Source organism: Endozoicomonas sp. SESOKO4, assembly GCF_024606275.1.
The window spans coordinates 1-2858 of record NZ_JAHHPS010000384.1 but is presented as its reverse complement, the minus strand read 5'-3'; the positions used below and the strand labels follow the sequence as shown (position 1 = coordinate 2858).

The 2858-nt window shown below is 48.4% G+C and carries 2 protein-coding genes and 1 pseudogene; 2 read left to right on the top strand and 1 reads right to left on the bottom strand.

From position 1 onward, the window contains the following. Positions 1-605: 605 nt before the first annotated feature. Positions 606-1163 (top strand): annotated as a pseudogene (locus KDK16_RS13555) (WD40 repeat domain-containing protein); the annotation flags it as partial. A 47-nt stretch (positions 1164-1210) separates the two neighbouring features. On the opposite strand, the gene KDK16_RS07610 reads toward KDK16_RS13555, so the two are convergent. After that, a complete protein-coding gene (locus KDK16_RS07610) occupies positions 1211-1786 on the bottom strand; it encodes a hypothetical protein (RefSeq protein ID WP_257275409.1) in 576 nt (191 codons plus the stop codon). A 16-nt stretch (positions 1787-1802) separates the two neighbouring features. Between KDK16_RS07610 and KDK16_RS07605 the strand changes: the two genes are divergently transcribed. Further along, a partial coding sequence (locus KDK16_RS07605) for a hypothetical protein (protein WP_257275408.1) occupies positions 1803-2858 on the top strand: 1056 nt, incomplete at its 3' end.

Here is a 2858-nt window from a genome sequence, read left to right as displayed (position 1 = left end):
TCCGAATAAATGGTACCAAACAGGCAAATAACCAGTTCCCCACCGTCCTGAATGAGTTTGCAGACCCCGGTGGTGCCGCAAACGCCACCTCTTTCAATCGTAATGTCTGGAACGGGCGTTATGGCTACTTACCTTTTCCAAAAGCTTTCTTCGAGCCACCAAGATTACCGGACGGAATTGATTGCACACGAGGGGCATTTGACTGCGGCATAAGAACACCTCTTCAATTGATCCATGACATTGAAATAGATCCAAACAGGTTGCCGACACATACTGCTCCAACACCTGCGGGCATTAGTCTGACAAGACATTGTCCGCCTCATAGGGTTTATAGTATTTCATGGAACAGGAACGATGAGCACATAGCGGTGGCAATAAGTTCCGGCTCATACGTATACGATAGCAAGTGTCCATATTCAGGGGCTGTACAAATCTTTGGCATAGATGCTTCGGGGGATCTCGAACTCTTATACTCCCTGAACGAACCGAAAGACTTTGTAAGGACCCTTGACTACAATCACGATGGCAGCCGGTTGGCTGTCGGGGGAGATGAAGGAAAGGTCTGGTTTTACAACGTGCTGAATGGTTACGCTCTGGAGCACGTTATGCACGATAGTAAAAGCTGGGTGTGGATCGTTAGGTACAATCACAATGACACCCAGCTGGCGACCGGGGGACGTGATAGAAAAGTCAGAACTTATAACGGGACGAATCCGACCACTCCCCTGTACACCCTGGCCCTGCCATACGAGGTACGGAGCCTCGACTACAACCATGACGGCACCAGGCTGGCCACCGTGGGGAATGATGCGAAGGTCAGGATTTATAACGGGAAAATCCCGACTTCGCCCCTGCAAACTCTGTCCGATCCAAAAGGTCATATATGGGTCGTTGTCTACAACCACAACAGCACCCAGATAGCGGTCGGTGGGAATGATGATAAGGTTTGGATTTATAACGGGACGAATCCGACCTCCCCTCTGCACGTCCTGCAGGATGCAAAAAGCTCAATTCTGTGTATCGACTACAACCACGACGACACTCAGCTGGCAGCCGGGGGGTTTGATGATAAGGTCAGAATTTATGAAGTCAGGAATTCATTTAAGCCCCAGTACATCCTGGCCGATTCGAAAGCCAATATCCGAAGCGTTAAGTACAGCCACAGCGGCAAATGGCTGGCAACAGGGGGGGATGACCAACGTCTGAGAATTTATAAGATCGACATTCCATCGTCGCCTACACAGCCATCAGCCGACGAATTGATGACCACTTCTGTTCCCACTGCTTTGCTCAGTTCGCAGTCACCATCAGCAACATCATCTGCTCTATCATCGACCTCTCTAGGGTCATCAACCAGCGAGTTGAGCGCGGCTTCTGTAGCTCTTACTTCAGGTTCGGAATCACTAACAGAAGCTTCATCAGCTATACCATCGTCATCGGCAAAGCCACCATCCAGTGAATTGACCACTGTTTCTGTAGTTCGTACCTCACCCACTTCGGAATCGCCAACAGAAGCTTCACCAGCTATTCCAACGTCATCAGCGCAGCCTTCGACCAGTGAATTGACCACCGCTTCTGTGACCGACATTTCAACCCGTTCAGAGCCACCGTCAGAAACTTCATCCGCTGTCCCAGCGTCATCAGCACAGCCATCAACCAGCGCATTGACCACCGCTTCTGTGACCGACATTTCAACCCGTTCAGAGCCACCGCCAGAAACTTCATCCGCTGTCCCAGCGTCATCAGCACAGCCTTCAACCAGCGAATTGACCACGGCTGCTGCCATCAGAGCCTTAGAAAATTTGGAGTCACCATCAAACACTTCATCAGCCTTTGAAATATCATCTCCAACAAACACACCACGAACTAAATATTCATCGTCGTATACATCCCCGTCTGACAGTACATTCCCCACAACCGATTCACTTGATCTGTCAAACTGCCCACCACCAAAAGGCAAGCCTCTCTTTCAAACCTATGACGCGGAAAACCAGCAGATATACGTCGTCATTCAGCCTGAGTCGCCTTCCAAGGATGTTATTCTGGCACGCTATAAAGGTTCTGAACTGGATAAACAATTTGGTCGTTGCGGCATTGTGACTTACACCACCTCTGCTGACCACTCCAGCATACTGGATTCTTACCAGTCTCTGACAGGACAGGTGATTCACGAAACCACAGGCTCTCAACTTAACCTTGTTGCAACGACACCTTCAGGAAAAACAACCCTGTTTGAGTTCCCTTTAAGTGCCGCCCAGAAATATCCGGCACAATTGATCGCACGTAATAAGGTATTCCCTGAAAATGCGCAAATTAATGATACCGCTTATCATCAAGGCGTCATGTATTTAACAGGTACTCTAGATAACAGCCTATTTGTTGGCCGTTACCACCAGCGACGGCTCTTTTTTCCTGAAAACAGTGACCTGTATGATAAAGAACAAGGACTTAATCTAAAGCTCTCCCCAGATGGCGTAAGCCTATATGTAACCGGCAAAAGGTATGAAGATACGCCCTATCCTCTGTTTATCCGACAATACGACAGTCAACAGCTAAAACCCGTCGCCTCTTTTGGCAACAATGGCAAAGCGATAATAACTATCAACCACATTGTCACAGTTAACAACCAGCAGGACATCCTGATACAAAAAGACCAGATCTACGTTGCCGTATTCAGCCCTGAGGAAGAGACACTTTCTATTCGCCGTTTCGCCACTGACAATGGACAGATCGATAGTGCTTTTATAATTGACGACAGGATTGATTTTTCTTCCCGAACACCCGATTCGTTTGCAACCATCAGGCTGATGACCACGGAAGATTATTTGCACGCCATTATTTACCACAGTGATGGACAA

Bases quoted from the DNA above. Each gene is read 5' to 3' on its own strand.
- KDK16_RS07610 (WP_257275409.1), bottom strand. From the start codon at position 1,786: ATGGCAGCAGCCGTGGTCAATTCGCTGGTTGAAGGCTGTGCTGATGAC.